Source organism: Sphingomonas daechungensis (assembly GCF_014489495.1).
In the GTDB taxonomy this organism is placed as follows: domain Bacteria; phylum Pseudomonadota; class Alphaproteobacteria; order Sphingomonadales; family Sphingomonadaceae; genus Sphingomicrobium; species Sphingomicrobium daechungense.
The window spans coordinates 470,138-493,838 of the sequence record NZ_CP060780.1 but is presented as its reverse complement, the minus strand read 5'-3'; the positions used below and the strand labels follow the sequence as shown (position 1 = coordinate 493,838).

General features: G+C 63.7%; 28 protein-coding genes and 6 pseudogenes. 31 read left to right on the top strand and 3 right to left on the bottom strand.

Annotated elements, in window-relative coordinates:
• The first annotated feature begins 13 nt into the window (after positions 1-13).
• From rpsG to H9L15_RS02410, 28 genes and pseudogenes are all read left to right on the top strand, one after another.
• Entirely contained in the window at positions 14-484 is a 471-nt protein-coding gene (rpsG, locus tag H9L15_RS02545) for a 30S ribosomal protein S7 (protein WP_187715047.1), read from the top strand.
• A gap of 105 nt (positions 485-589) precedes the next feature.
• A pseudogene (fusA, locus tag H9L15_RS02540) lies at positions 590-2,682 on the top strand (elongation factor G).
• Positions 2,683-2,756: 74 nt separating this feature from the next.
• Positions 2,757-3,947 carry an elongation factor Tu gene (gene tuf / locus H9L15_RS02535; protein ID WP_187715046.1) on the top strand — a complete coding sequence of 397 codons (1,191 nt, stop codon included), beginning with the start codon at positions 2,757-2,759 and terminating at the stop codon, positions 3,945-3,947.
• Positions 3,948-4,271: 324 nt separating this feature from the next.
• Complete coding sequence (locus H9L15_RS02530) at positions 4,272-4,931, top strand: PEPxxWA-CTERM sorting domain-containing protein (protein ID WP_223276448.1); 660 nt, start codon at positions 4,272-4,274, stop codon at positions 4,929-4,931.
• Between the two features lie 236 nt (positions 4,932-5,167).
• On the top strand, positions 5,168-5,479 hold the full coding sequence (gene rpsJ, locus H9L15_RS02525) for a 30S ribosomal protein S10 (protein ID WP_028969184.1): 312 nt from the start codon (positions 5,168-5,170) through the stop codon (positions 5,477-5,479).
• A gap of 208 nt (positions 5,480-5,687) precedes the next feature.
• On the top strand, positions 5,688-6,611 hold the full coding sequence (gene rplC, locus H9L15_RS02520; protein WP_187715044.1) for a 50S ribosomal protein L3: 924 nt from the start codon (positions 5,688-5,690) through the stop codon (positions 6,609-6,611).
• Positions 6,612-6,614: 3 nt separating this feature from the next.
• Positions 6,615-7,240: pseudogene (gene rplD, locus H9L15_RS02515) on the top strand (50S ribosomal protein L4).
• Complete coding sequence (locus H9L15_RS02510; RefSeq protein ID WP_187715043.1) at positions 7,233-7,556, top strand: 50S ribosomal protein L23; 324 nt, start codon at positions 7,233-7,235, stop codon at positions 7,554-7,556. Before rplD ends, H9L15_RS02510 begins: the two are co-directional and overlap by 8 nt.
• Positions 7,556-8,443 carry a 50S ribosomal protein L2 gene (gene rplB / locus H9L15_RS02505; protein ID WP_223276447.1) on the top strand — a complete coding sequence of 296 codons (888 nt, stop codon included), beginning with the start codon at positions 7,556-7,558 and terminating at the stop codon, positions 8,441-8,443. Before H9L15_RS02510 ends, rplB begins: the two co-directional genes overlap by 1 nt.
• On the top strand, positions 8,395-8,670 hold the full coding sequence (gene rpsS / locus H9L15_RS02500) for a 30S ribosomal protein S19 (RefSeq protein ID WP_187707966.1): 276 nt from the start codon (positions 8,395-8,397) through the stop codon (positions 8,668-8,670). The genes rplB and rpsS overlap by 49 nt, the downstream gene beginning before the upstream one ends.
• Positions 8,670-9,047: a 50S ribosomal protein L22 gene (gene rplV / locus H9L15_RS02495; RefSeq protein WP_187707965.1), complete on the top strand. Its 378-nt coding sequence runs from the start codon at positions 8,670-8,672 to the stop codon at positions 9,045-9,047. The genes rpsS and rplV overlap by 1 nt, the downstream gene beginning before the upstream one ends.
• 3 nt (positions 9,048-9,050) lie before the next feature.
• A complete protein-coding gene (gene rpsC, locus H9L15_RS02490; RefSeq protein WP_187715042.1) occupies positions 9,051-9,764 on the top strand; it encodes a 30S ribosomal protein S3 in 714 nt (237 codons plus the stop codon).
• A 21-nt stretch (positions 9,765-9,785) separates the two neighbouring features.
• Positions 9,786-10,220 (top strand): 50S ribosomal protein L16, encoded by a 435-nt coding sequence (rplP, locus tag H9L15_RS02485; protein WP_187715041.1) that lies wholly within the window; start codon positions 9,786-9,788, stop codon positions 10,218-10,220.
• Position 10,221: 1 nt separating this feature from the next.
• Positions 10,222-10,449 carry a 50S ribosomal protein L29 gene (gene rpmC, locus H9L15_RS02480; protein WP_187715040.1) on the top strand — a complete coding sequence of 76 codons (228 nt, stop codon included), beginning with the start codon at positions 10,222-10,224 and terminating at the stop codon, positions 10,447-10,449.
• Positions 10,450-10,461: 12 nt separating this feature from the next.
• Positions 10,462-10,710, top strand: a pseudogene (rpsQ, locus tag H9L15_RS16795) (30S ribosomal protein S17); the annotation flags it as partial.
• A gap of 156 nt (positions 10,711-10,866) precedes the next feature.
• The gene (gene rplN / locus H9L15_RS02470; protein WP_119531594.1) at positions 10,867-11,235 is read left to right on the top strand and encodes a 50S ribosomal protein L14; all 369 of its coding nucleotides are present in this window, start codon (positions 10,867-10,869) and stop codon (positions 11,233-11,235) included.
• A 2-nt stretch (positions 11,236-11,237) separates the two neighbouring features.
• On the top strand, positions 11,238-11,558 hold the full coding sequence (gene rplX, locus H9L15_RS02465) for a 50S ribosomal protein L24 (protein WP_187715038.1): 321 nt from the start codon (positions 11,238-11,240) through the stop codon (positions 11,556-11,558).
• Positions 11,559-11,706: 148 nt separating this feature from the next.
• The gene (gene rplE, locus H9L15_RS02460) at positions 11,707-12,225 is read left to right on the top strand and encodes a 50S ribosomal protein L5 (RefSeq protein WP_262984950.1); all 519 of its coding nucleotides are present in this window, start codon (positions 11,707-11,709) and stop codon (positions 12,223-12,225) included.
• A 39-nt stretch (positions 12,226-12,264) separates the two neighbouring features.
• Positions 12,265-12,570: a 30S ribosomal protein S14 gene (gene rpsN, locus H9L15_RS02455; protein ID WP_187715036.1), complete on the top strand. Its 306-nt coding sequence runs from the start codon at positions 12,265-12,267 to the stop codon at positions 12,568-12,570.
• Between the two features lie 10 nt (positions 12,571-12,580).
• The gene (gene rpsH, locus H9L15_RS02450; RefSeq protein WP_187715035.1) at positions 12,581-12,976 is read left to right on the top strand and encodes a 30S ribosomal protein S8; all 396 of its coding nucleotides are present in this window, start codon (positions 12,581-12,583) and stop codon (positions 12,974-12,976) included.
• 1 nt (position 12,977) lies between these two features.
• On the top strand, positions 12,978-13,514 hold the full coding sequence (rplF, locus tag H9L15_RS02445) for a 50S ribosomal protein L6 (RefSeq protein ID WP_187715034.1): 537 nt from the start codon (positions 12,978-12,980) through the stop codon (positions 13,512-13,514).
• A 3-nt stretch (positions 13,515-13,517) separates the two neighbouring features.
• Positions 13,518-13,871, top strand: coding sequence for a 50S ribosomal protein L18 (rplR, locus tag H9L15_RS02440; RefSeq protein WP_187715033.1), 354 nt, complete (start codon positions 13,518-13,520; stop codon positions 13,869-13,871).
• On the top strand, positions 13,871-14,638 hold the full coding sequence (rpsE, locus tag H9L15_RS02435) for a 30S ribosomal protein S5 (protein ID WP_187715032.1): 768 nt from the start codon (positions 13,871-13,873) through the stop codon (positions 14,636-14,638). The genes rplR and rpsE overlap by 1 nt, the downstream gene beginning before the upstream one ends.
• A 5-nt stretch (positions 14,639-14,643) precedes the next feature.
• Positions 14,644-14,822, top strand: a pseudogene (rpmD, locus tag H9L15_RS02430) (50S ribosomal protein L30).
• 62 nt (positions 14,823-14,884) lie between these two features.
• Positions 14,885-15,412: a 50S ribosomal protein L15 gene (gene rplO / locus H9L15_RS02425; protein WP_187715031.1), complete on the top strand. Its 528-nt coding sequence runs from the start codon at positions 14,885-14,887 to the stop codon at positions 15,410-15,412.
• 103 nt (positions 15,413-15,515) lie between these two features.
• On the top strand, positions 15,516-16,877 hold the full coding sequence (gene secY / locus H9L15_RS02420) for a preprotein translocase subunit SecY (protein WP_187715030.1): 1,362 nt from the start codon (positions 15,516-15,518) through the stop codon (positions 16,875-16,877).
• A gap of 29 nt (positions 16,878-16,906) precedes the next feature.
• Positions 16,907-17,550: pseudogene (locus tag H9L15_RS02415) on the top strand (adenylate kinase).
• A 74-nt stretch (positions 17,551-17,624) separates the two neighbouring features.
• Complete coding sequence (locus H9L15_RS02410) at positions 17,625-18,173, top strand: SRPBCC family protein (RefSeq protein ID WP_187715029.1); 549 nt, start codon at positions 17,625-17,627, stop codon at positions 18,171-18,173.
• Here the strand turns inward: H9L15_RS02410 and H9L15_RS02405 are convergent.
• Complete coding sequence (locus tag H9L15_RS02405) at positions 18,170-18,664, bottom strand: dihydrofolate reductase (RefSeq protein WP_187715028.1); 495 nt, start codon at positions 18,662-18,664, stop codon at positions 18,170-18,172. The two genes, H9L15_RS02410 and H9L15_RS02405, sit on opposite strands and share 4 nt — an antisense overlap.
• A 44-nt stretch (positions 18,665-18,708) precedes the next feature.
• Here H9L15_RS02405 and H9L15_RS02400 point away from each other — a divergent pair.
• Positions 18,709-20,097, top strand: a pseudogene (locus H9L15_RS02400) (FAD-binding oxidoreductase).
• A gap of 3 nt (positions 20,098-20,100) precedes the next feature.
• On the opposite strand, the gene H9L15_RS16790 reads toward H9L15_RS02400, so the two are convergent.
• Entirely contained in the window at positions 20,101-20,616 is a 516-nt protein-coding gene (locus H9L15_RS16790; RefSeq protein ID WP_223276446.1) for a hypothetical protein, read from the bottom strand.
• Positions 20,617-20,674: 58 nt separating this feature from the next.
• Positions 20,675-22,171: a CoA-acylating methylmalonate-semialdehyde dehydrogenase gene (locus H9L15_RS02390; protein ID WP_187715756.1), complete on the bottom strand. Its 1,497-nt coding sequence runs from the start codon at positions 22,169-22,171 to the stop codon at positions 20,675-20,677.
• A 99-nt stretch (positions 22,172-22,270) separates the two neighbouring features.
• On the opposite strand from H9L15_RS02390, the gene H9L15_RS16785 reads away from it, so the two are divergent.
• On the top strand, positions 22,271-22,573 hold the full coding sequence (locus tag H9L15_RS16785; RefSeq protein ID WP_223276445.1) for a hypothetical protein: 303 nt from the start codon (positions 22,271-22,273) through the stop codon (positions 22,571-22,573).
• Positions 22,543-23,685 carry a M28 family peptidase gene (locus tag H9L15_RS02385; protein WP_223276444.1) on the top strand — a complete coding sequence of 381 codons (1,143 nt, stop codon included), beginning with the start codon at positions 22,543-22,545 and terminating at the stop codon, positions 23,683-23,685. Before H9L15_RS16785 ends, H9L15_RS02385 begins: the two co-directional genes overlap by 31 nt.
• Positions 23,686-23,701 lie beyond the last annotated feature (16 nt).

Here is a 23,701-nt window from a genome sequence, read left to right as displayed (position 1 = left end):
AAGGAACAGTCCAATGTCCCGTCGTCGCCGCCCAGAGAAGCGCGAAATTCTTCCCGATCCCCGTTTCGGGGACATCGTCCTGTCGAAGTTCATGAATTCGGTCATGCTCGACGGCAAGAAGTCCGTTGCTGAAGGCATCGTTTATGGCGCTCTCGACAATGTCGAGGCTCGCCTCAAGAAGGACCCGATCCAGGTCTTCCACGACGCCCTCAACAATGTGAAGCCGGGCATCGAGGTTCGCAGCCGCCGCGTCGGCGGTGCGACCTACCAGGTCCCCGTCGAGGTTCGCGTCGAGCGCGCTCAGGCGCTTGCCATCCGCTGGCTAATCTCGGCCGCTCGCGCCCGTTCTGAAAAGACGATGGCCGGCCGCCTGTCGGGCGAGCTGATGGATGCGTCGCAGAACCGCGGCAATGCCGTGAAGAAGCGTGAAGACACGCACCGCATGGCCGAAGCGAACCGCGCCTTCAGCCACTATCGTTGGTAGTCCATTCCGGTGGCCAAGGCCGCCGGGTGGCGCTGGTAGAAATCGTACCTATATTTGGGGAAGCCGGATCCGCCGGCTCCCCATATCGCTAAGGAACTTCAGAAAATGGCCCGCAGCCATCCGCTCGAACGCTATCGCAACATCGGAATCATGGCGCACATCGACGCCGGCAAGACGACGACGACCGAGCGCATCCTTTATTACACCGGCAAGTCCTACAAGATCGGTGAAGTCCACGAAGGCACCGCCACGATGGACTGGATGGAGCAGGAGCAAGAGCGCGGGATTACGATCACGTCGGCCGCGACGACCTGTTTCTGGTCGGCTGAGGAGGGCAAGGGCCCCGAGCACCGCATCAACATCATCGACACTCCGGGCCACGTCGACTTCACCATCGAAGTCGAGCGTTCGCTGCGCGTGCTCGACGGCGCGGTCGCCTGTTTCGACGGCGTTGCCGGCGTTGAGCCGCAGTCCGAGACCGTCTGGCGCCAGGCCGACAAGTACGGCGTGCCGCGCATGTGCTTCGTCAACAAGCTCGATCGCACCGGTGCGGACTTCTATTATTGCGTCCAGTCGATCATCGATCGCCTCGGCGCGCGTCCGGCCGTCCTCTATCTCCCGATCGGGATCGAAGGCGGCTTCAAGGGCCTCGTCGATCTGGTCGAGAACCGCGCCATCATCTGGCTCGACGAGAGCCTCGGCGCGAAGTTCGAATATCAGGAAATTCCGGACGATCTGAAGGACAAGGCCGCCGAAGCGCGGACCAACCTCATCGAGCTCGCCGTCGAACAGGACGACGATGCTATGGAGGCTTATCTCGAAGGCAGTGAGCCTGACGTCGCGACGCTGAAGAAGCTGATCCGGAAGGGCACGCTCGGCATGGCGTTCGTTCCGGTTGTCTGTGGCTCCGCCTTCAAGAACAAGGGTGTTCAGCCGCTGCTCGACGCGGTGGTCGACTATCTGCCGAGCCCGCTCGACGTTCCGGCGATCAAGGGCATCCTGCCCGATGGCGGCGAAGATTCGCGTCCGTCGGACGACAATGCGCCGTTCGCCGCGCTGGCCTTCAAGATCATGAACGATCCGTTCGTGGGTACGCTGACCTTCGCTCGCATCTACTCGGGCAAGCTCGAGACCGCGTCGCAGGTCATGAACAGCGTCAAGGACAAGAAGGAAAAGGTCGGCCGCATGCTGCTGATGCATGCCAACGACCGCGAGGACATCCAGGTGGCGTACGCTGGCGACATCGTCGCTCTGGCGGGCCTCAAGGACACGACCACCGGCGATACGCTGTGCGCCACGACCGCGCCGATCATTCTCGAGCGGATGGAGTTCCCGGACCCCGTCATCGAGCTTTCGGTCGAACCCAAGACCAAGGCCGACCAGGAGAAGATGGGCGTCGCGCTCAATCGCCTGGCTCGCGAGGACCCGTCGTTCCGCGTTTCGACCGACCATGAGTCGGGCCAGACGATCATCAAGGGATGGGCGAGCTCCACCTCGAGATTCTCGTCGACCGCATGAAGCGCGAGTTCAAGGTCGAGGCCAACGTCGGCGCGCCGCAGGTCGCCTATCGCGAATATCTCGCGAAGCCGGTCGAGCTGACCTACACCCACAAGAAGCAGTCGGGCGGCTCCGGCCAGTTCGGCGAGATCAAGATCGCGGTTGCTCCCGGCGAGCGCGGTTCGGGCTTCCAGTTCTTCGACGAGATCAAGGGCGGCAACGTTCCGAAGGAATATATTCCCTCGGTCGAGAAGGGCCTGCGCGAGACGGCGGAGACGGGTTCGCTGATCGGCTTCCCGATCATCGACTTCGAAGTGCACCTGGTCGACGGCAAGTACCACGACGTCGACTCTTCGGCGCTCGCGTTCGAAATCTGTGCCCGCGGCGCAATGCGCGAAGTGGCTCAGAAGGCCGGAATCAAGCTGCTTGAGCCGATCATGAAGGTCGAAGTCGTGACTCCCGAGGATTACCTCGGCGACGTCATCGGCGACTTGAACAGCCGCCGTGGTCAGATTCAGGGTACCGACACGCGCGGCAACGCGCAGGCGGTCGAAGCGATCGTCCCGCTGGCGAACATGTTCGGCTACGTGAACCAGCTGCGTTCCTTCACCCAGGGACGCGCGCAGTACACGATGCAGTTCTCTCACTACGACGAGGTTCCGCAGAACGTCGCCGACGAGGTGAAGGCGAAGCTGGCGTAACCGTTTTTTGTTAGCTATGGGCGCGTCCGCGATACGGGCGGGCCGCCCGGATTTCAGAGAAGAAGAGGCGTAAAATGGCGAAGGCTAAATTCGAGCGGAACAAGCCGCACTGCAACATCGGCACCATCGGTCACGTCGACCATGGCAAGACGTCGCTGACGGCTGCAATCACCAAGGTGCTGGCCAAGCACGGCGGCGGTGAAGCCGTCGACTTCGCCAACATCGACAAGGCGCCGGAAGAGCGCGAGCGCGGCATCACCATTTCGACGGCCCACGTCGAATATGAGACCGACGCCCGCCACTACGCGCACGTCGATTGCCCGGGTCACGCCGACTACGTGAAGAACATGATCACCGGTGCCGCCCAGATGGACGGCGCGATCCTGGTCGTGTCGGCTGCTGACGGCCCGATGCCGCAGACCAAGGAGCACATCCTGCTCGCAGCGCAGGTCGGCGTCCCGACCATGGTCGTGTTCCTGAACAAGGTAGACCAGGTTGACGATCCCGAACTGCTCGAGCTCGTCGAGCTCGAAATCCGCGAGGAGCTTTCCAAGCGCGGCTTCGACGGCGACAACATTCCGATCGTTGCCGGTTCGGCTCTCGCGGTCCTCGAGGACCGTGACGCCAACATCGGCGAAGAGAAGATCATGGAGCTGATGAAGGCGGTCGACGACTGGATTCCCCAGCCGGAGCGTCCGCTCGACAAGCCGTTCCTGATGCCGATCGAAGACGTGTTCTCGATCTCGGGCCGCGGCACCGTCGTGACCGGCCGTGTCGAGACCGGCATCGTCAAGGTTGGCGAGGAAGTCGAGATCGTCGGCATCCGCGACACCCAGAAGACCGTCGTCACCGGCGTCGAAATGTTCCGCAAGCTGCTCGATCAGGGTCAGGCCGGCGACAACATCGGTGCGCTGCTCCGCGGCGTCGGCCGTGAAGACGTCGAGCGCGGGCAGGTTCTCTGCAAGCCGGGCTCGATCACGCCGCACACGGACTTCCAGGCGGAAGTTTACGTCCTGTCGAAGGACGAGGGCGGCCGTCACACGCCGTTCTTCGCGAACTACCGTCCGCAGTTCTACTTCCGCACGACCGACGTGACGGGCGAAGTGCAGCTGCCGGAAGGCACCGAGATGGTCATGCCGGGCGACAACGTTTCGCTGGGCGTGAAGCTGATCGCTCCGATCGCCATGGACCCGGGTCTCCGCTTCGCAATTCGCGAAGGCGGCCGCACGGTCGGCGCCGGCGTCGTCGGTACGATCTCCAAGTAAGTCTCGCGCCTCCGGGCGCTGGATGAAGAAGGGCTCGGTGCTTCAATCGAAGCGCCGGCCTTTTCTTTTGGGTCGCGTGAGCGACCTGAAAATGCGGAGCGTCTAAAGTGTGCTTTCGACCCAAACCTGCCGGAAGCGCCGCGGCAGGTTTCGGCCCATTCCTGCCGCTAGATGTAGACCCGATTCCGAACCATTGCGGACATTCGACCGCCCATGGTCGCGTTCGAAGCTACGCAAAAGCACGTATGCAGTCGCAAAGAATCCTAAGCTATGGGCGCAGGATCGCATGAACTTGCGGAGCGGGGTCGCGAGGAGCACTCGGCTATGAAGCGTTTTATCCGGGCACTATTGGCGTCAGTAGGATTGCTTTCGGCAGTTTCTGCGACGCCGGCAATTTCAGCCATCCTCATCGTTGACGGATCGGGGAATCTGACGGGCGCGACTGGTGTGAACGTGCTCGGGACGGTTTATGATGTGGTCTTTATTGATGGAACATGCGCCTCCGTCTTCGGTGGTTGCGACAACCAAGAGGACTTTGCATTTGGCAATTCGCAAGAAGCGAGTTCTGCCGCTCAAGCGCTGCTAGATCAGGTTTTCGTGGGTTTGTTCGACAACGATCCGGCACTAACTTCTGGTTGCAGCGATGTGCTTCGTTGCACGGCATGGTTGCCGTATCACACTAGCGGCTTCAGCATCGACGTTGGTGTTGCCCAGAATTGGTACTCCGGACAGGTCGACCGCTCATTTCACGGCACATTTCTTCTGTCCGATGTACCGGATTTTTCACAACTCGGCGAAGACCCCTGGGTGTGGGCGAAATTCACTCGTGCTGTTCCCGAGCCATCGACCTGGGCGATGATGCTGCTGGGATTTGCGCTGTCGGGCTTCTTACTGCGCCGCAGCGGGCGAACCATGAGTTTCGATCTGCGCCAGCTGCCACGTCAAGATAGGCTGGCTCGGAATCCAACGTCACGTTTCACCTGAGTTGTGGTCGACGGGTGTCAGCTTTCCACCCAAAGCCGACATTTACCCCGAACTTGCCGCACAGGGTTGATCTGACCGGCTGTCCTCTGTAGAGGCGCCTTCACCGACGGGGATTCGTCACCGTCACCACACATTCAGTTGAGGTCGTCCGTTCCGGCTCGCCAGGGTCAAACGGGTGCGGCCTCTTGTTTTTCGAGTTGGCAACAGCTCGTTGGCTCTTTCGCATCGGTAGGGACATGGAAACGCAGAATATCCGTATTCGTCTGAAGGCTTTCGATCATCGAGTGCTGGATCAGGCCACTGGCGACATCGCCGACACGGCGCGCCGTACGGGTGCTCTTATTCGCGGTCCGATCCCCCTGCCGACGCGTATCGAGAAGTTCACCGTCAACCGTTCGCCGCACGTCGACAAGAAGTCGCGCGAGCAGTTCGAGGTGAGGACGTACAAGCGGCTGCTCGACATCGTTCAGCCGACGCCGCAGACGGTCGACGCGCTGATGAAGCTCGATCTGGCCGCCGGTGTGGACGTAGAGATCAAGCTGGCCTAACAGCCGGCCGTCGCTCCGACCCGGAGCGGCATCGAGAGGCCCACGGGCCGCTCGGACATAGGGTGATACCGCGGAGCTTTTTGCTCCGGCTGCGTCCCCGCCGTTCCGGAATTTCCGGAGCACTAGCCCAGGCGGGGCACGCAATCAGTTCAATGGGCTACACGCACCCGGGATTGGCCCGTGGTGCCTCTGTGAGGAGCATTTGATCATGCGCACTGGCGTGATCGCGAAGAAGGTCGGAATGACCCGCTTGTTCCAGGCGGACGGACGGCACGTGCCGGTTACCGTCCTGCAGCTGGACGAGCTTCAGGTCATCGGCCGCCGCGAGATGGACCGTGACGGATATACTGCCGTTCAGCTCGGCGCGGGCACTGCGAAGGCGAAGAACCTCGCCAAGCCGCAGCGCGTCGCGTTCGGCAAGGCCGAAGTCGAGCCCAAGGCTCGCGTCGTAGAATTCCGCGTCGCCGAAGACGCCCTCCTGGACGTCGGTGCCCGCATCAGCGCCGAGCACTTCGTTGCCGGTCAGCTGGTCGACATTTCCGGCGTGACGCAGGGCAAGGGCTTCGCCGGCGCCATGAAGCGCTGGGGCTTCGGCGGTCTGCGCGCCACCCACGGCGTTTCCGTCTCGCACCGTTCGCACGGTTCGACGGGTAACCGCCAGGATCCGGGCCGCGTCTTCAAGAACAAGAAGATGGCCGGTCACATGGGTGCCCGTAACCGCACGCAGCAGAACCTCGAGGTCGTCCGCACGGACCCGATCCGCGGACTGCTGTTCATCAAGGGCTCGGTTCCGGGCCACAAGGGCGCATGGGTGACCGTCGCCGACGCAATCAAGCTGCCGCGTCACGAGAGCGCGCCGTATCCGGCGGGCATCCTCGATACGAAGGCGAAGATCGACGAGGACGCGCTGCCCGCAGCCGGCCTGGTCGACGACGCCGCCGTCCACGAGATCCCGGCTCTCCCGAGCGACGAGGAAGTGGCGGCGATCGCGGCCGAGCAGGAAGCTGGCGCAGCTGCTGAAGCTGCCGCTGAAGAGGCTGCCGAGGCTGAAGCAAATGAGGCACCGGCTGCCGAGGCGGGCGAAGGCTCGACCGAGGACAGCGGCAATGCCGACGAAAGCAAGGAAGGCTAAGCGATGAAGGTCAAGGTACAGACCCTCGACGCGAAGAGCGGGGCGACCTCGAGCTCAATGACGAGATCTTCGGTGTCGAGCCGCGCGCCGACATCCTGCATCGCGTCGTCACGTGGCAGCTCGTCAATCGCCGCGCTCCGGCTCGCGCCGCGCGTGAGCGCAGCGACGTTGCCCGCACCGGCAAGAAGTTCGGTCGCCAGAAGGGCGGCGGTACGGCTCGTCACGGCGATCGCCGCGCCCCGATCTTCATCGGCGGCGGCAAGGCCCACGGTCCGCGTGCCCGCGTGTTCAGCGCCTCGCTGAACAAGAAGGTTCGCGCGCTCGGCTTGAAGATGGCGCTTTCGTCAAAGGCTCTCGGCGGTCAGCTGATCGTGGTCGACAACCTCGACCTCAAGGACGGCAAGACCAAGGAGCTGAAGGCGAAGCTGGGCGGCCTGAACCTCGGCAAGTCGGCACTGGTCATCGACGGTGACGCGCTGAACGTCGGTTTCGCCCGCGCTTCGTCGAACCTCGGCAATGTCGACCTGCTCCCGGCAGTCGGCGCCAACGTCTACGACATCATGCGCTGCGAGACCCTGGTCCTGACCAAGGCAGCGGTCGAGCGCCTGGAGGCACGTTTCAATGGCTAAGAAGCAGCAGCAAGGTGCTGTCGATACGCGTCACTATGACGTGATCGTCGCTCCGCACATCACCGAGAAGTCGACCATGCTCTCCGAGCAGAACGCAGTCGTCTTCAAGGTCGCCAAGGACGCGTCGAAGCCGGAGATCAAGGCTGCGGTCGAAGCGCTGTTCAACGTCAAGGTGACGGGCGTCAACACGCTGGTCGCCAAGGGCAAGTCCAAGCGCTGGAAAGGCCAGGCCTATCAGCGTTCGGACGCGAAGAAGGCCATCGTGACCCTCGCTGAAGGCGAGACGATCGACATTACCTCAGGGGTCCAGGGCTAATGGCACTCAAGCAATACAAGCCGACGTCGCCAGCGCGCCGCGGCCTCATCCTCGTCGACAAGTCGGCGCTGTGGAAGGGCAAGCCGGTCAAGGCTCTGACCGAAGGCAAGCGCAAGACGGGCGGACGCAACAACAAGGGTCACGTGACCTCGCGCGGAATCGCCGGCGGTCACAAGCAGAAGTACCGCTACATTGACTTCAAGCGCCGGACCTGGGACGTCGCTGCGACCGTCGAGCGTCTCGAGTACGACCCGAACCGTTCGGCGTTCATCGCGCTCGTAACCTACGAGGGCGGCGAGCAGGCCTACATCATCGCTCCGCAGCGTCTCGCGCCGGGCGACAAGGTCATCGCCGGCAAGAAGGTCGACGTGAAGCCGGGCAATGCGATGGAGATCGGTCAGATGCCGGTTGGCACCATTGTCCACAACGTCGAGCTGAAGCCCGGCAAGGGCGGCCAGATCGCTCGTGCCGCAGGCACCTATGTGCAGGTCGTCGGCCGCGACAAGGGCATGGTCATCGTCAGGCTCAATTCAGGCGAGCAGCGCTACATCCGCTCGGACTGCATGGCGACGGTCGGTGCGGTGTCCAACCCGGACAACGGCAACCAGACCTTTGCCAAGGCAGGCCGTACCCGCTGGATGGGCAAGCGTCCGCTGACCCGCGGCGTCGCCAAGAACCCGGTCGACCACCCGCACGGCGGTGGTGAAGGCCGGACCTCGGGCGGCCGCCATCCGGTCACCCGTGGGGCAAGCCGACCAAGGGTGCGCGCACCCGTCACAACAAGGCGACGGACAAGTTCATCATCCGTAGCCGTCACGCGAAGAAGAAGGGTTAAGCAATGGCCCGTTCCATCTGGAAAGGCCCGTTCGTCGAGCTTTCGCTGCTGAAGAAGGCGGAAGCTGCGCAGGAAAAGGGCGGCCGCGCGCCGATCAAGACCTGGTCGCGCCGTTCGACGATCCTGCCGCAGTTCGTCGGCCTCACCTTCAATGTCTACAACGGCCGCAAGTTCGTGCCGGTGTCGGTCAATGAGGACATGGTGGGCATGAAGCTCGGCGAGTTCGCGCCGACCCGCTTCTTCCCCGGCCACGCCTCGGACAAGAAGGGCAAGCGCTAATGTCCAAGCAGGCAGCCCCCCGCAAGGTCGGCGACAAGGAAGCGCTGGCCGTCGGCACCATGATCCGTGGTTCGGCTCGCAAGCTGAACCTCGTCGCGGGTCTCATCCGCGGCCGCAAGGTCGAGGAAGCCCTCAACATTCTGCAGTTCTCGCCCAAGGCGATGGCTGACGACGTGCGCAAGGTGCTCGCGTCGGCAGTCGCCAATGCCGAGAACAACCACAATCTCGACGTCGACGCGCTCGTCGTGTCGGAAGCGAGCGTGGGCAAGTCGATCTCGATGAAGCGCTTCGCGACCCGTGCGCGCGGCCGCTCCAGCCGGATCGTCAAGCCGTTCAGCCGCATCCGCGTCGTCGTTCGCGAGCAGGAAGAAGCGTAACTTATGGGTCAGAAAACCTCTCCCGTCGGGCTCCGCCTGCAGATCAACCGGACCTGGGACAGCCGCTGGTTCGCGGAAGGCCAGGATTACGGTCGTCTGCTGCTGGAAGACCTGAAGATCCGGAAGCACATCCTTTCGACGCTGCCGCAGGCCGCGATTTCGAAGGTGGTGATCGAGCGTCCGGCCAAGATCTGCCGCGTCAGCATCTACGCTGCTCGCCCGGGCGTGATCATCGGCAAGAAGGGCGCGGACATCGAGAAGCTTCGCAAGAAGCTCGGCGCGATGACCAGCTCGGAAGTGAGCCTGAACATCGTCGAGATCCGCAAGCCGGAAATCGACGCCAAGCTCGTTGCCCAGGGCGTCGCCGACCAGCTCGAGCGCCGTATCGCCTTCCGCCGCGCCATGAAGCGCGCGGTGCAGTCCGCTCTGCGTCTCGGTGCCGAAGGCATTCGTATCACCTGCTCGGGCCGCCTCGGCGGCGCCGAGATCGCGCGCACCGAATGGTACCGTGAAGGTCGCGTTCCGCTGCACACGCTGCGCGGCAACGTCGATTACGCGGAGGCCGAAGCCCACACCGCCTACGGCGTATGCGGCGTGAAGGTGTGGATCTTCAAGGGCGAGATTCTCGGCCACGATCCGACGGCTCAGGACCGGCTGATGATGGAGGCTCAGACCTCCGGCGTCCGGCCGGCCCGCGAAGAGCGCGGCAACCGGTAAGCGCGAAGGAAAGAGTAAGTCATGCTGCAACCCAAGCGCACCAAGTTCCGCAAGGCCTTCAAGGGCCGCATCCACGGCAATGCCAAGGGTGGAACTGAGCTCAACTTCGGCGCCTTCGGCCTGAAGGCGATGGAGCCGGAGCGGATTACCGCACGCCAGATCGAAGCGGCCCGCCGCGCGATCACGCGTCACATCAAGCGTAGCGGCCGTCTCTGGATCCGCATTTTCCCGGACGTTCCGGTTAGCTCGAAGCCGGCCGAAGTCCGCATGGGCTCCGGTAAGGGCGCGCCCGAGTTCTGGGTCGCCCGCGTCAAGCCGGGCCGGATCCTGTTCGAGCTCGACGGCGTCCCTGGCTACCTCGCCAAGACCGCTTTCGAGCGTGCGGCGGAGAAGCTGCCGATCAAGACGAAGGTCGTGGCCCGCCTCGGCGAGACCCTGGCCGGAGAGGAAAAGTAAGATGGCCGCCAAGAAGGGCAACAAGAAGGACGACCTGAAGGTCGCGACCGACGACCAATTGCAGACGCAGCTGTCGGACCTGAAGCGCGAGCAGTTCAACCTGCGCTTCCAGGCGGCGACCAATCAGCTCGAGAAGCCGTCGCGGGTGAAGGAGGTGCGCCGCACCATCGCTCGCATCAAGACGCTGCAGAGCCAACGCGCCCGCACCGCTGACGCGGCCCAGGCCTGAGGAGACTGACGAATGCCTAAGCGCGTCCTGACCGGCACCGTAGTGTCCGACAAGGGTGACAAGACCGTGGTGGTTCGTGTCGAGCGGCGGGTGAAGCACCCGCTGTACGGCAAGATCATCAAGCTCTCGAAGAAGTACCACGCTCACGACGAGGCAAATGCCTACAAGTCGGGTGAGCAGGTGCGCATCGAAGAGTGCGCCCCGATTTCGAAGCTGAAGACCTGGACCGTCCTGGACCGGATCGGCGCCGCCAAGGCCGCCGCCGTCGAGATCGTCGAGGGTGCTTCGAACCCGGTCGAAGAAGAAAAGGCCCCGGCCAAGGCGAAAGCCGAAAAGCCGGCCGCAAAGGCGAAGAAGGCGAAAGCCGACGCCGACGCGGACGCCTGAGCGGATTTTGAGAGAAGGTAGGGTCGAACAATGATCCAGATGCAGTCCAACCTTGAGGTTGCGGACAACAGCGGCGCGAAGCGCGTTCAGTGCATCAAGGTGCTGGGCGGATCGAAGCGTCGCGTTGCCGGCGTCGGCGACATCATCGTCGTTTCCGTCAAGGAAGCGGCGCCGCGCGGCCGCGTGAAGAAGGGCGACGTCCACCGTGCGGTGATCGTTCGCACTGCCAAGGACATCCGCCGTCCCGACGGTTCGGTGATCCGCTTCGACACGAATGCCGCCGTGCTGGTCAACAAGAACGAGGAGCCGATCGGCACCCGTATCTTCGGCCCGGTCGTCCGTGAGCTTCGCGCGAAGAAGCACATGAAGATCATCAGCCTTGCGCCGGAGGTGCTGTAACCATGGCTGCTGCAAAGATCCGCAAGGGTGACACGGTCGTTGTCCTGTCCGGCAAGGACAAGGGCAAGACCGGCGAGGTCATCCGCTCGATGCCGAAGGACAGCAAGGTCGTCGTGTCCGGCGTGAATGTCGCCGCTCGTCACCGCAAGCCGTCCCAGGTCAACCCGCAGGGCGGGATCGAGCGCAAGGAAGCGCCGCTGCACGTGTCGAAGGTCGCGATTGCCGACCCGAAGAGCGGCAAGGCCACCAGAGTTCGTTTTGAGGACCGCAACGGCAAGAAGGTTCGTGTCGCTGCCAAGTCCGGGGAGCTTATCAATGGCTGACGAAAACAACGTCGCACAGGACGAAGCCGTCGAGACGGCCCCGGCCGCCGAGAAGGCGCCGAAGGCTGAAAAGTCGGCGAAGGCGTCGAAGGACAAGTCCTACACGTCGCGTCTGAAGTCCGATTACGAGGACCGCATCGTCAAGGCGATGATCGAGAAGTTTGGCTACAAGAACCGTCTCGAGGTTCCGAAGCTCGACAAGATCGTCATCAACATGGGCGTCGGCGAGGCCACGCAGGACAAGAAGAAGGTCGAGGCGGCTGCCGCCGAGATGCAGGCGATTGCCGGCCAAAAGCCGGTCATTGCCAAGGCCAAGAAGTCGATCGCGCAGTTCAAGCTGCGTGAAGGCATGCCGATCGGTTGCAAGGTCACCTTGCGCCGCGACCGCATGTTCGAGTTTCTGGACCGCCTGGTCACCATCGCGCTTCCGCGCGTCCGCGACTTCCGGGGCCTCAACCCCAAGTCGTTCGACGGCCGTGGCAATTATGCGATGGGCCTCAAGGAGCAGATCATTTTCCCCGAGATCAACTACGACCAGATCGACAAGGTCCGGGGAATGGACATCATCGTAACCACCACCGCGAAGACGGACGAAGAGGCGCGCGAGCTGCTGCGCCTGTTCAACTTCCCGTTCCCGCGTGACGAGGAGCAGAAGCAGGCTGCCTAAGGGCAGGACCTGCTTCTCTTAAGGAGAAGAACTTAAGTCATGGCGAAACTGAGTTCGATCAACAAGAACGAGCGTCGGAAGAAGCTCGTTGAGAAGAACAAGGCGAAGTACGCTCGTCTCAAGGAAAAGGCGGCTGACAAGTCGCTGGATGAGACCGAGCGTCTGATCGCACGGCTCAAGATGGCGGAGCTTCCGCGCAACGGTAACCCGACGCGCATTCGCAACCGCTGCGAGCTGACCGGGCGTTCGCGCGCCTATTATCGCAAGTTCCGCCTGTCGCGGATCATGCTTCGGGAACTGGCCAACAAGGGCCTGATCCCGGGCGTCACGAAGTCGAGCTGGTAAGGGCCAACGCATGGCGATGACCGATCCTTTGGGTGATATGCTCACCCGCATTCGTAACGGCCAGCAGGCACGCAAGGATTCCATTGTGACTCCGGCGTCGAAGCTTCGTGCCCGGGTGCTCGATGTGCTCCAGCGTGAAGGCTACATCCGTGGCTATTCCGAGGAAGCCGTCGGCCCGGCCAAGGGCCTGCGTATCGAGCTGAAGTATTTCGAGGGCCAGCCGGCGATCCAGCATCTGGCCCGCGTGTCCAAGCCCGGACGCCGTGTTTACTCGGCCGCCCGCGAGCTTCCGCGCATCCGCAACGGCCTCGGCACGATTATCGTGTCGACTCCGCGCGGCGTGCTGTCGGATGCTGAAGCGCGCGACCAGAACGTCGGCGGCGAAGTGCTGGCGGAGGTGTTCTAAGATGTCCCGCATTGGCAAGAAACCGATCGCGATCCCGGCTGGCGTCACTGCCACCGTGGAAAGCGGCACGCTGACCGTGAAGGGCCCGAAGGGCACCCTCGCGATGCAGCTGCTCGACGACCTCGTTAAGTACGAGATCGCCGAGGACGAGATCCGCGTGACTCCGCTCACCCAGGCTCAGCGTAACCGCGCTGCGTGGGGTATGCAGCGGACCAACGTGCAGAACCTCGTCACCGGCGTGACCGAAGGCTTCTCGAAGAAGCTGCTGATCAGCGGCGTCGGCTACCGCGCGCAGGCCCAGGGCAAGAACCTGAAGCTTCAGCTCGGCTACAGCCACGACGTGAACTTCGCGGTTCCGGAAGGTGTCGATGTGAAGACGCCGGACCAGAACACCGTGGAAATCAGCGGCATCGACAAGCAGAAGGTCGGTCAGGTCGCGGCCGAAATTCGCCGTTGGCGCAAGCCGGAGCCGTACAAGGGCAAGGGCATCAAGTACGACGGTGAGTTCATCTTCCGCAAAGAAGGCAAGAAGAAGTAAGCCATGGCGAAACTCTCTCTCTTCGATCGCCGCCGGCGCCGTGTCCGCACGTCGCTTCGCGCGCGTTCCGCGGGCAAGCCGCGTCTTTCGGTCCACCGTTCGGGCCGCCACATCTACGCGCAGGTCATCGACGACACTGCCGGCACGACGATTGCGTCTGCTTCGACCCTCGACAAGGACGTCAAGGGCAAGACCGGCGCGACCCGCGATGCGGCTGCTGCAGTCGGCAAGACCCTTGCCGAGCGCGCGAAGAAGGCTGGCGTGTCGACGGTCGTGTTCGACCGTGGCGGCTTCCTATTCCATGGCCGGGTGAAGGCCCTGGCCGATGCCGCCCGTGAAGGCGGATTGGAGTTCTAATGGCTGACGAAAACGAAACCCCGCAGGTCGAAGCGACCGAAGCGCCGGCTGAAGCTGCTCCGGCAGCGGAAGTAGCAGGCGACGCCGGGCGTCCCGAGGGCGATCGTCCGCAGGGCCGTGGCCCGCGTGGTCCGCGCGGCGGACGCGGCGGTGGCCGTGGCAACGATCGTGGTGGCGGCCGTGGCCGTCGTGACGACCGCCGTGGCGGCCGTGGCGGCGACGACGACGGTGGTGAGGAACTGATCGAAAAGCTCGTCCACATCAACCGCGTCTCCAAGACCGTGAAGGGCGGTAAGCGCTTCGGTTTCGCAGCGCTCGTCGTCGTTGGCGACGGCAAGGGCCGCGCCGGCTTCGGTCATGGCAAGGCTCGCGAAGTTCCCGAGGCGATCAGCAAGGCGACTGCCGCTGCGAAGAAGGCGATGATTCGCGTTCCGCTGCGCGATGGCCGCACGCTGCACCATGACGGCCTTGGCCACTTCGGCGCCGGCCGCGTGACGGTCCGTACCGCTCCGGCGGGAACCGGCATCATCGCCGGCGGTCCGATGCGCGCCATTTTCGAAAGCCTCGGCGTTGCCGACGTTGTCACCAAGTCGGTCGGCACGTCCAACCCCTACAACATGATCCGCGCGACCTTCGAGGCGCTCAAGGAGCAGACGAGCCCGCGCTCGGTTGCCCAGCGTCGCGGCAAGAAGGTTGCCGACCTGCTCGGCCGTGGCGGCGCAAGCGCTGCCGAAGCCGAGGCCCAGGCCGAAGCGATCACGGAGTAATAGTGATGGCGAAGATCAAGATCACCCAGACCGGTTCGCCGATCCGGCGCGACAAGACGCAGCGGGCGACCCTCGTCGGCCTCGGCCTCAACAAGATGCACCGCACCGTGGAAGTGGAAGAGACCCCGAGGTTCTCGGCCAGGTCCGCAAGGTGCAGCACCTTGTGAGCGTCGAAGCCGCCTAACAACGATTTGGCTCCGCTTCGGCGGGTCATGCGCGACAAAAGCGAAAGCGAGTGCAGAGAAAATGAAACTCAACGAACTCCGCGACAATCTTGGCGCCCGCAAGGGTCGCATCCGCGTCGGCCGTGGTATCGGTTCGGGCAAGGGCAAGACTTCGGGCCGCGGCCAGAAGGGTCAGACCAGCCGTTCGGGCGTGTCGATCTTCGGCTTCGAAGGCGGTCAGATGCCGCTCCACATGCGGATCCCGAAGCGCGGCTTCAACAACATCTTCGCCAAGGACTATGCCGAAGTGAACATCGGCGCGATCCAGAAGGCGATCGATGCCGGCAAGCTCGATGCCAAGGGCACGCTCGACCATGACTCGCTGAAGGCTGCTGGCCTTGCTCGCGGCGGCAAGGACGGCGTTCGCGTTCTCGGCAAGGGTGAACTCAAGGCGAAGCTGGCGCTCAAGGTTGCCGGTGTGTCGAAGGGCGCTCGCGAGTTGATCGAGAAGGCTGGCGGTTCGATCGAGCTGATCGAGCGCAAGAACCCGGCCGAGCTTGCTGCTGCCAAGAAGGGCACGGCAAAGAAGCGCGCGAAAGCCGAGGCTTAAGGGAAAAACGTCCGAGGGGCTTAGACTAGCCGCTCGGACGCCCTATATCCGGCAGCGGGGAGCAATGGCAGCACCGCCGCTGCGCAGTCCGGGAACAGATTGAATGGCATCCGTAGCCGAACAAATGGCGTCCAACATCAGCCTGGCGAACTTCGCCAAGGCGACCGAGCTCAAGAAGCGGCTCTGGTTCACTTTGGGCGCTTTGATACTGTTCCGCTTCCTGTCCTACGTGCCGATGCCTGGCATCGACCCGGCCGCAATGGCCAGCCTGTTCAACACACAGCAGGGCGGCGTCCTCGATTTCTTCAACACATTCTCCGGCGGCTCGCTGTCGCGCATGAGCATCATCGCGCTTGGCGTGATGCCGTACATCACCGCGTCCATCGTCGTTCAGCTCGGCGCGACCCTCTACGGGCCGTGGCAGCAGCTGAAGAAGGAAGGCGAGACCGGCCGCAAGAAGATGAACCAGTACACCCGCTACCTGACGGTGCTCCTCACCTCGGTGCAGGGCTACTGGATTGCCGTCGGGCTGGAGAGTCTTGGCGCCGCACAAGGAATTCAGGCGGTCGTCGAACCAGGCCTGATGTTCCGCGTTTCTGCGACGATCAGCCTTGTGGGCGGTACGCTGTTCCTGATGTGGATCGGTGAGCAGATCACCAGCCGCGGCATCGGTAACGGCGTCTCGCTCATCATCATGGCCGGCATCGTCGCATCGCTACCGGTGCATATCGCGCAGCTGTTCGAAGGCGGTCGCACGGGCACCATGGATCCGATCATGGTGTTCGGCATCGTCGCGCTCTGCGTCGGCCTCGTTCTGTTCATCTGCTTTGTGGAGCGGGCCCAGCGGCGCGTTCCGATCCAGTATCCCAAGCGTCAAACGGCGCGCGGAATGATGCAGGCTGAACGCAGCCATCTGCCGATCAAGATCAACATCGCCGGCGTCATCCCGCCGATCTTTGCCTCGTCGTTGCTGCTAATGCCGCTCACCATTCTCCAGATGGCGGGCGCCAGGAGCAATCCCGAATCGGGCGACTGGCTGATCACGGTCAGCACGTACCTGCAGCATGGCTCGCCGCTGTACCTGCTGCTGTACGGCGCGGGCATCGCCTTCTTCTGCTTCTTCTACGCTGCCGTGCAGTTCAACAGCGAGGAGACCGCCGAAAATCTGAAGCGCCACGGCGGCTTCATCCCCGGCATTCGTCCGGGCAAGGCGACCGAGAACTACTTCGACTATCTGATTAGCCGCGTGACGGTGATCGGCGCTGCCTATCTCGTGCTGATCTGCCTCATTCCGGAGATCCTGTTCAGCCAGGCCGGCGTGCCTTTCTATCTCGGCGGCACCAGCCTGCTCATCGTTGTCAACGTGACGATGGACACGGTCGCGCAGATCCAGAGCCACTTGATCGCCCACCAGTATGGCGACCTCATCAAGAAGGCCAAGCTGAAGACCAACCGCAAGCGCTGATCCACGGCGAAGAGGGGAGCGCCGCGATGTTGAACATCATTCTTCTTGGGCCTCCGGGCGCCGGCAAGGGACGCAGGCTCAACGCCTCCAGGCCGAGCGCGGCATGATCCAACTATCCACCGGCGACATGTTGCGGGCGGCGGTCGCCAGCGGCTCGCCGGTTGGACTGAAAGCCAAGGCGGTGATGGAAGCTGGCGAGCTCGTCAGCGACGCGATCGTCAGCGCCCTGATCGGCGAACGCCTCGACGACATGGGTGAGGCGGGAGCCATCTTCGACGGCTATCCGCGTACCCTTGCGCAAGCCGAAGCGCTCGACCTGTTGCTCGCCGAACGGCATCGCAAGCTGGACTATGTGGTCGAGCTCTGCGTCAACGAGGATGCGCTGGTCGAGCGGATCACCGGCCGCTTCACATGCGCGCAGTGCGGTGCAGGGTACCACGACACGTTCAAGCGGCCGAAGGTCGAGAACACCTGCGACGTTTGCGGCTCACACGACTTCAAGCGGCGTCCCGACGACAACGAAGAGACGGTCCGCACCCGCCTCGCCGAATATCGAGCGAAGACCGCGCCGATCCTGCCCTACTACGAGCAGCGTGGGCTGGTTCGCCGGGTGGACGGAATGGGTACGCCGGACGCCGTCGCGGCAGAGATCGACGCTATTCTCGACAGCTAGACAAACGCCTTCGTCATTGCGAGCGTAGCGAAGCAATCCAGATGGATTGCCACGGAGCCTTTCGGCTCCTCGCAATGACGGGGGAAATTATGCGCGTTGCCGCTGCCATTTTTCTGGCCACTGCCGTTCACGGCCAATCGGCTCAGGCCGAGGTCGTCAGCTCAGGCCCGAACGGCTTTCACGTCCGTCAATCCGTCCAGATCGTCATCCCGCAGGATGCTGCCTTTTCGACGTTCGGGCAGGTCTCGAGCTGGTGGAATCCCGAGCATACCTACGGCGGCAAGGCCGAGAGCCTGAGCCTGTCGCTGCAGCCCGGCGGCTGCTTTTGCGAACGGTTCCCAACCGGCGGCGGCATCGAGCATATGCGGGTCACATACGTGGACCCCGGCAAGCGCCTGATTCTTACCGGCTCACTTGGTCCGCTGCTCCATGAAGCGACCACCGGCGTGCTCGACATGAAGTTCGACCGAATCGCGGGCGGGACCAAGGTAATGATGGATTACAAAGTCTCTGGATTCGCAAATGGCGGAGCTGAAAAGCTGGCAGCGGCAGTGGACGCCGTCTTGGCCGAGCAGTTCAAGCGCTATCGCGAATATGCGCGGAAGCCACGCCCGCAGAACTAGGCGCGGTCGAGCGTAACAAAGCGGTAGGCGGGCGTCTCGCCCTCCGCGGGATGCTCCTCGCGAGCGGTCTCCACCCACGAGCCGCCTGATCGCGGGTCGACCATGAAGGTGTCGCCCTGCACGTCGCCGGGAACTTCAGTCAGCTCCAGTCGGTCGGCGTGAGGCAGGAACAGCGCGAAGATTTCTGCGCCGCCGATGATCGAGACTGGCTCGGCACCCGCCACCGCCAAGGCCTCTTCGACCGAGTGCACGACCTCCGCTCCGGAAGCCGACCAGTCGAGATCGCGGGTCAGGACGATGTGCCGCCGTCCCGGAAGCCGTCCGGGCAGGCTGTCGAACGTCCGGCGTCCCATGATCATCGCTGTGCCCATCGTCAGCGCCTTGAAGCGCTTGAGGTCGGCGGAGATGCGCCACGGCAGGCCGCCGTCGCGGCCGATCACGCCATTGGTGGCACGGGCGACGACAATGGTGACTTTCGGGCGCTGGGTCATATCTGCGATTTGCCCCGATGGCGGCGAGATGCCAACAGGGCATCATGAGCGACGCTCAAAATCTCGTCGAGAACGTCCGCAACCGCTTCGGTGACAGGGCTGCGATAACCGAGCCTTCGGACATTGAGCCTTGGCTGACCGACTGGCGCGGTCGCTTTCATGGGCAAACGCCCGGGATCCTGTCGCCAGCCTCGACCGAGGAGGTTGCCGATATCGTCCGCATGGCTGCAGCCCACCGTGTCGCGTTGGTCGCGCAGGGCGGGAATACCGGCATGGTTGGCGGAGCCACTCCGCCACCAGATGGCTCGGCGCTGATCCTCTCTCTTCGACGCATGAACAAGCTGCGCTCAATTGGTGCGGGGTCGCCGTGGCGGAAGCCGGGGTGATCCTCGCCGACCTGCACGAGCGAGCCGCCGAAACCGGCCAGCGCTTTCCGCTTACCCTCGGCGCGCGCGGAAGCTGCACTATTGGCGGCCTCGTCTCCACGAACGCCGGCGGCACGCAGGTACTGAAGTTCGGCACGATGCGTTCGCTCGTCCTTGGCCTTGAAGCGGTCCTTCCGGACGGATCGATCTACGATGGTCTTGCGGCCCTCAAGAAGGACAATCGCGGGTACAATCTCGACCAGCTGCTGACCGGCGCGGAGGGCACGCTCGGCGTCGTCACCGCCGCCTCTCTGCGGCTGGTTCCAGCCGTCGTGGCTCGCGCCGTCGCCTGGGCCGGCTTGTCCGATCCGCAGCGCGCGCTGGAGCTGCTCCAGTTCATGCAGGCGCGGACGGACCGCATCGAAGGCTTCGAGATCGTCCCTCAGGATTGCCTCGACCTCGTGCTCGGCCACGTCCCGGCACCCGCAACCCGCTCGCCGGCGCGCACCCGTGGCACGTCCTGATCGAAGCGACGTCGGATCGCGCCGGCGAGGACCCCGCGGCATTGCTTCAATCGCTGCTCGCCGAAGCGCTGGATCACCACCTCATCGAGGACGCGACGCTGTCCGCGAACGACGCCCAGGCGGAAGCGTTCTGGCGGATTCGCGATTCCATCGCCGAGGCGGAGAGAGCCACCGGGGGCTCGCTCGCGCATGACGTTTCCGTACCCGTCCCCGACATGCCGCGCTTCATGGCCGATGCCGCCGCCGCCGTCGAAGCGAAGTTCGCCGGCACGCACGCAAGCGCGTTCGGGCACCTCGGCGACGGCAACGTGCATTTCCACGTTCGCGGCGACGCCATGCGCGGCAGGAGTCTGACATCTCCCACTTCGTCTACGACCTGGTCACGCGCGCCGGCGGCTCCATCTCGGCGGAACACGGCATCGGCCAGCTGAAGCTCGAAGAGCTGGAGCGCCTGGCCCCGCCGGCAAAGCTTCACGCCATGCAAGCGATCAAGCAGGCGCTAGACCCGCTCGGCATCATGAACCCCGGAAAGCTGGTGCGCTGAGGCTCAGCCCTCGCAGCGCGCGTAAGTGAAGCTGCGCATCGGGCTGCTTTCGGTACGGACGAGCTTCCCGGCCTGGACTTCCAGCGCCTCGTAGCGCTTCCAGGTCATGCCCTCGCCGGTGAAGGCGAAGTCGCCGCTGGCCGAATCGTCTGAGGTCTTCAATTCGCCGGAGGGCTTCCCGGTGGACTCGTAGAATTTCAGCTGGTCCGCCGACACGATCAGGAGGCCCTTCGCATCGCCGCGTGTCGACGTGCAATCGGTGGGCGTTAGCCCCCAACGGCCGTGAAGTGCAGCGGGGATCTTCCCTCCCACCGCCGCACTGGCATTCGAGGGCTCGTCATCGCCGCTTTCGAGTTCATTGGTCGGCGTGGTTGCGCTTTCGTCGGGCGGAAGCACGTCGACCTCTGCCGGTCCCGCAGCGGCGTTATTGGCGCCGTCGTCGACCGGATCACGGCCGCTGCACGCGACCATGCTCAGAATCGAAGAGATTGCCACGATCGGCAGGATGAACCGGATCATGGCGCCTCAACGCCGCCGAGACGATTCCGGTTTCAGCCGTACCAGTGTTGGACGATGCTCAGGCGAAGGTCGGGATGACGAAGGCATTCTCGCCGCTCGCCGACCCGTCCGGCCAGCGCTGGGTGACGATCTTGTTCTTCGTCCAGAACTTCATGCCTTCCATGCCGTACTGGTTGGTGTCGCCGAAGCCCGAACGCTTCCAGCCGCCGAAGCTATGGTAGCTGACCGGCACCGGAATCGGCACGTTGACGCCGACCATTCCGACGTTGACGCGGGCGGTGAATTCGCGGGCGGCGTGGCCGTTGCGGGTGAAGATGGCGACGCCGTTGCCATATTCGTGCTCGGACGGAAGGCGGACCGCCTCTTCGAAATCCTTCGCGCGGACCATCTGCAGGACGGGACCGAAGATCTCTTCCTTGTAAGTCTGCATGTTGGGCTTCACGTGGTCGAAGAAGGTCGGGCCGATGAAGAAGCCTTCCTCATGCCCCTGCAGCTTGAAACCGCGGCCGTCGACGACCAGCTCCGAGCCCTCGTCGATCGCCATCTGGATGTAGCGCTCGACCTTCTCCTTGTGCGCCTGGGTGACGACTGGGCCGTAGTGCGCCTCGGGATCGGTGGAGACACCGACGCGCAGCTTCTCGATTGCCGGAATCAGCTTCTCGCGCAGCGCATTGGCGGTTTCCTCGCCGACCGGAACGACGACCGGAAGCGCCATGCAGCGCTCGCCCGCGGAGCCGAAGGCCGCGCCGGTGAGGTCGTTGACAACTTGGTCGAGGTCGGCGTCGGGCATGACGATGCCGTGGTTCTTGGCGCCGCCGAAAGCCTGCACGCGCTTGTTGTTCGCCGTGCCGCGGGAATAGATGTACTGCGCGATGTCGGACGATCCGACGAAGCTGACCGCCTTGATGTCCGGATGGTCGAGGATCGCGTCGACCATTTCCTTGTCGCCGTGAACGACGTTGAGGATGCCGTCGGGCAGGCCCGCTTCCTTCATCAGCTCGGCCAGGCGAATGGGAACGGTCGGATCGCGCTCGGACGGCTTGAGGATGAAGGCGTTGCCGCAGGCGATCGCCATGCCGAACATCCACATCGGGATCATCGCGGGGAAGTTGAACGGCGTGATGCCGGCGCCGATGCCAAGCGGCTGGCGCATCGAATAGACGTCGATACCCGGGCCGGCGCCCATCGAATATTCGCCCTTCAGCGCCTGTGGGATGCCAGTCGCGAACTCGATGACCTCGAGGCCGCGTTGGACGTCGCCCTTGGCGTCGGCGATGACCTTGCCATGCTCGGACGAAAGCGCATGGGCGAGCTCGTCCATGTGCGCTTCGACCAGTTCCTTGAACTTGAACATGACGCGGGCGCGGCGCTGCGGGTTGGTCGCGGCCCAGGCCGGCTGGGCAGCCTTGGCGGCGTCGATAGCGCGCTCCAGATCGGCGGCGGTGCCGAGCCGGACCTTCGCCTGCACCTGCCCCTGGTTGGGGTCGAAAACGTCGCCGCTGCGTTCTCCGGAGGAGTAGCTTTCGCCGGCGATGAAATGGTCGATCTCGCGCAACATGGATAGGTCCTTGAGAATGCTGTTCCGGGGTTGCCGCTCCCCTAGACCGGCGGCCCCGCAAATGCCAGTTGCAGCGACGGAGAGAGGAGACGCGTTGTGCGTAAAGTTGGACTGTTTTCCTGCCTTCTGCTGGTTGCCGCCGCGTCGCCTTCACCCGATGCGAGGCTGAAGGAGATCATCGCGCCGGTCAGCGGCGCTCAGATGAAGCAAACGGTGACGAAGCTGGTGAGCTTCGGCACGCGGCACACGCTTTCCTCGCAAGCCGATCCGGAGCGCGGCATCGGCGCGGCGCTGACCTGGACAGAGGGCAGTTCAAGAGTTTCGGCCTTCCCACCGAGCGGCCCTGCGACACGGTCACCGGCAAGCGCGTGCCGACCCCGACGCGAGTGTGCGACATGATCGCCATCCAGCGCGGCACCGAGCGGCCGAACGACGTCGTCATCATCCAGGGCCACATCGACAGCCGAGTCACCGACGTGATGAACTTCACGTCCGACGCTCCTGGCGCCAACGACGACGGATCGGGCACGGCGGCCGTGATCGAGGCGGCGCGGGTGCTGTCCAAGCGCAAGTTCCCGGGCACCATCGTCTATGCGGCGCTCTCAGGCGAAGAGCAGGGCCTGCTCGGCGGCAAGATCCTCGCGCAATATGCCAAGGCGCAGGGCTGGAACGTCGTCACCGTCTTCAACAACGACATCATCGGCAACAGCTGCTCGTCGGATGGCTTCTGCGACGACAAGCATGTCCGCGTGCTGTCGGAAGGCCCGCGTTCACAGGGGCAGGCCGAACTGGCGGCGCAGACGCACAGTCTCGGCGGAGAGAATGACGCGCCATCGCGCAACATCTCGCGCTATCTCGACAGCCTCGCCGACCGGCTGAACATCGGCCTCGACGTCACGCAGATCTGGCGCACCGACCGCTTCAGCCGCGGCGGCGACCATATTCCGTTCCTTGAGATGGGCTATCCGGCGGCGCGTATCAGCGTCGCGGTCGAGAATTACGACTGGCAGCACCAGGACCTCAGGACCGAGAACGGCAAGGCCTACGGCGACACCATCGACCACATGGATTTTCCGTATCTTGAGAAGGTCACGAAGCTGAATGTCGCGGCGCTCGCTTCGATCGCCAGTGCACCTCCGCCGCCGGAGGCGAAAGTCGAGGGTGGAGTTAGCACGGATACTCTCGTTACGTGGGCTCCTGTGTCGGGAGCGGAGGGATACGTGATCCGGCTCCGCCGAACTGATTCCAGCCAATGGGAAACGGTACCCGCTTGGGACGCACCGGTCTCACCCAGTGGGCAGCCAAGCAAAAGCATGAATTGTCTCTATCCGGTCACCGCGGGGAAAAAGCGGGTGCATGCGGTTGGCGAGTTGTCCTGCCGCATGTCCGGGTCGACGATTGGGTCTTCGGAGTGTCTTCCGTCAGCAAAGACGGCTTCGAAAGCCCCGTCGCCTCCGCAGTCCCCGGCGGCGCGTTCAAGCCTTACGTCGCTCCCCCGCCGGAACCGGTGAAATAGAGGCGCTTTCT